This is a genomic window from Lacinutrix sp., from assembly GCF_037625555.1.
In the GTDB taxonomy this organism is placed as follows: domain Bacteria; phylum Bacteroidota; class Bacteroidia; order Flavobacteriales; family Flavobacteriaceae; genus Lacinutrix.
Map to the genome: position 1 here is coordinate 1 of NZ_JASJHV010000042.1, position 3,605 is coordinate 3,605.

Annotated in this window: 5 protein-coding genes; all 5 read right to left on the reverse strand. The window is 26.5% G+C overall.

Features of this window, described 5'->3' with window-relative positions; all coding sequences use genetic code 11:
• Positions 1–48: 48 nt before the first annotated feature.
• Positions 49–663: an acyltransferase family protein gene (locus tag QNK89_RS02415; RefSeq protein WP_340169377.1), complete on the reverse strand. Its 615-nt coding sequence runs from the start codon at positions 661–663 to the stop codon at positions 49–51.
• Positions 653–1,624, reverse strand: a complete 972-nt coding sequence (locus QNK89_RS02420) for a sulfatase-like hydrolase/transferase (protein ID WP_340169378.1) — start codon at positions 1,622–1,624, stop codon at positions 653–655. The genes QNK89_RS02415 and QNK89_RS02420 overlap by 11 nt, the downstream gene beginning before the upstream one ends.
• Positions 1,581–2,084 (reverse strand): hypothetical protein, encoded by a 504-nt coding sequence (locus tag QNK89_RS02425; protein ID WP_340169379.1) that lies wholly within the window; start codon positions 2,082–2,084, stop codon positions 1,581–1,583. Before QNK89_RS02425 ends, QNK89_RS02420 begins: the two co-directional genes overlap by 44 nt.
• Positions 2,085–2,458: 374 nt before the next feature.
• Positions 2,459–3,202 (reverse strand): hypothetical protein, encoded by a 744-nt coding sequence (locus tag QNK89_RS02430; RefSeq protein ID WP_340169380.1) that lies wholly within the window; start codon positions 3,200–3,202, stop codon positions 2,459–2,461.
• On the reverse strand, positions 3,189–3,605 hold a 417-nt coding region (locus tag QNK89_RS02435), incomplete at its 5' end, for a sulfatase-like hydrolase/transferase (protein WP_340169381.1). The genes QNK89_RS02435 and QNK89_RS02430, both read right to left, overlap by 14 nt.

Consider the following 3,605-nt stretch of genomic DNA (forward strand, 5'->3'; position numbering starts at 1 on the left):
AAACAAATACTGGCATGTGTCCAATAAAATTATAATATAAACTAAAGTTTAGTTCTGATAATTGCTTATTAAAACAAAAAACACTAAGCTAATAAGATACAGAAGATAAGCGTTTTTCTTCTGTAAAATAAGTAATAATGGAAATAGCAAATACAATTGTACAATCATAGAATAGAACCAAAATGGACCATTAAGAACAAAGACTTCTTTAGGGATTAAATTCGCAACAAGTGTAAATCTTGTTAAAAAATCTATAGCTACATCACTATTAAATTCCATTTTAAAGATTAAATAGTTGTATAGAAATAATGCAAATAATGCAATTGCAAAAACAGGATAAAGTTTTGTAATTCGTTTTTTTATAAAATCTAAATAACAAACATCAGAGTTTATATAGCGTTTTGTTAGTCCATAACCACTAATAAAAACAAATAAATGTATGCCGTAATGTCCTGCAAAAGCAACAAGATACTGAAGAAAATTACCTGGATTACTACCTAAACCATCTATAAAATTTTGTGCAAATTTTGGGATAAAACTAAATTCGTTTTCTCCTAACATTGGTTTTATCCAATGCAAAAAATTATGACAAACAATCAATAGTATTCCAATACCTTTAATAACTGTTGTATCTTTTAAAGATAATTCATTGTTAATCTTCATCTGAAGCATTTGTTGTTTTCCAAGCATCATAATCTAAACTATCTTTTATTAAACGTTTATGCTCTTTAAAATCTGAATTAAAAATGCTTCTTTTGGCATCGAAACCTTTAAATTTTACATCGATAATATCAGAAAAACTATAAATAAAATCTTCAGTATTGTACTTTCTATTACTATATGTTTTTAAAGTGTCTATTCTTTTATTAGCTGCTAAATAATCTTTAGAAAACCAAGACAAGAATGGAATATCAAACATTGGCTTAGAGCCTTTATGAGTATGGTGTCCAACAAAATCTTGAGTATCGAATACATCATCTCCATGATCTGAAAAGTAAAGCACAAAACTGTTATTTTCTTGTTCTTTTACTAGATTAATAATATTACTAACTACCAAATCATTATACTTTACAGCGTTATCGTATTCGTTTACTTTAGTCTTCGAATATTCTGTTTTAATTTTTGTACGTTCATTTATACCTTCAAAATAGCTAAAATTTTCTGGGTAACGTTTCTTATACGTTCTATGTGTACCAATTAAATGCACGAAAATAAGCTTACGCTCTCCTGTTTCTTTTAAGGCCTTCTTAATTTCAGGTAGTAGTGCTTCATCATAAATTGAATACATGTAACTATCTGTGGCTAAAAACTGTTTATGCTTTGCTGCTGTGGCAATTATTGTTGGTGTACTTTCTGTAAAACCAACAGGTTGCTGGTTAGAAATCCAAAACGTATCGAAACCAGCAGTATTGGCTAATTGAATAACTGAAAAATTGTTCTCAGCTTTAGGATTATTATAATTTGAAAGTGTTAACACCTTTTCTAGCGATCTAATTGTCATGACATCAGACGCAATAACATCATTAAAGACATAAAGCTCATCTTTCATTTTAGACAGTATTGGGTTTGTTTCTCTATTATTAACCATAAAGTCCCATATGCCATCTAGATGTAGATTCTCCAATTATTACAATACCAACTTGTGGTTTTTCGGTTTTAGCATTAATTTTTATTGAGGTATTGTAAGGCTTTGCTAAGTTTGCTTTGTAATAGTCTTTAGCAATATTATATTCTTCTATAGATTTCGATAAGGTTAATATAATACTCTGCTCTGAAAACGATCGTTTTAAAAGATAACAACTAAATAGTATTAGTGAAATTATACAAATCTTAAATAATAAAGACAGTTTTTTTAATTTAAGAAATGAAAAGAAACTTGATTTAGTAAACAATATTAAAACTAACGATGCAAAAGCAATAAAAGTTAGTATAAATATAACAATACTATTAAAATCGAAGTAATTAGTTAAAAACTCTGAAGCCTCTGTCGCATTAGTCTCAAAAATTATAAAAATTACTGAAGCTGTTGGCCTAACACCAAAATTATAATAAAAAAAGAATTTAAAGGCTACAAAAAAAGACAATAGAAATTGAAAGCATAAAAATAAAACTATCTTTAATTCAAAGTTATTAAACAATAAAATAGCACCAGTAAATATTGCTGTTATTAAAAAAACTGCTCCTAGTTCTCTTAAATAAAGATGCGTTTCTGGAATTAAAAAAATCCTAAAAACATAATCACAAAAAAAGGAAAACTCATAATTAGAGTTAAACGCATTAATGCTTTTAAATTAGTTTTTATGTCTCTTATCATCTATTTATTATAGAATATGTTTTTTTTATAAAACGAATAACTTAAATCTTTATCCTAAGGTTTAATATTAAAAAATAGCAATCGTAAATATAACTACTTTTGAATACTCATAATCATGAATATTATAAAATAACAGAATACCTATTAACGATTACCATATAAACTTCTAAATTTAGTTAAAACTACAGCAACGTTATTATCTTCTAATGCGTCTCTAACCTTAAAATATTTAAAATTATAAAAAGATGTTACAGCCCAAAGGTATTTAGTTTTATTTGGGAAATAGGTTTTCATTAATTCATAGTTTTCATAATTAGATGAAATTCCTATTTCTGGTTGTTGGTCTAGAATAATTTGTATAGCGTTTATCTCTGTAATTAAATCTTCTTTAGGTAGCTTGTATAGGTTAGATTTAAAATAATAACTTGCTTTATAACCTGCTTCAATAAATTTAGGTAAGGCTTCTGGTGAGAGTGTTTCTATTAAGACCTTGTTTTTGGGATACTTTCTTGACTCAAACAGTGTGTTTAATTTTAATAATATTGAATCACTATTTGTTGCATCAAGACCTTTAATATCTAGCCATAAAAACGGGAAGTGATTAGAATCTATTTGTGCTAAATAAGTTTCGAAAGTTAAATTAATTGATGCTGAAGGTGGATGATTAACATCTAAAACATTTTTGTTTTTTAAGTATACTAAATCTACCTCGATTCCCTCAAAATAATTTAATGCTTGTTTCTGTTTTTCTAAACTATTTACTCTGTGAGCAAAAACTTTATTAAAATGCCCTAAAAACTCAACACGTCTTGGACTATATCTATAAAAAAAGAAGAACCCAAAAAGAAACACAACTGTTAAAACTATTTTCTTTTTACCTTTTGTCATAATCCTCTCCTTTCTTTATTAATCTTTTCTTTATAGAAAATTTATTACTAAATATACTCTTTTCAGTTTCATATTTATCAAAAGTAATATTACTAATATTAGAAAAACTATGAATAAAATCTTCTAATAGATAGGGTCTTTGGTGTATGTTTTCAATATTAAATAGTTCTGGATTTGTTTGCTTATACTTTTTAGAAAACCAAACTACAAAAGGAACTTCATACATTGGCTTTGTTCCATGGTATTCGTTATGTCCAACAAAATCAATAGTATCAAAAACTTCGTCTCCATGATCTGAAAAATATAAAACGTAACTGTTTTCGTTTTTGCTCTTAACTTTTTCAATAATTTCTCTTACAACAAAATCATTGTAACGTATAGCATTATCATATTCATTTATTAT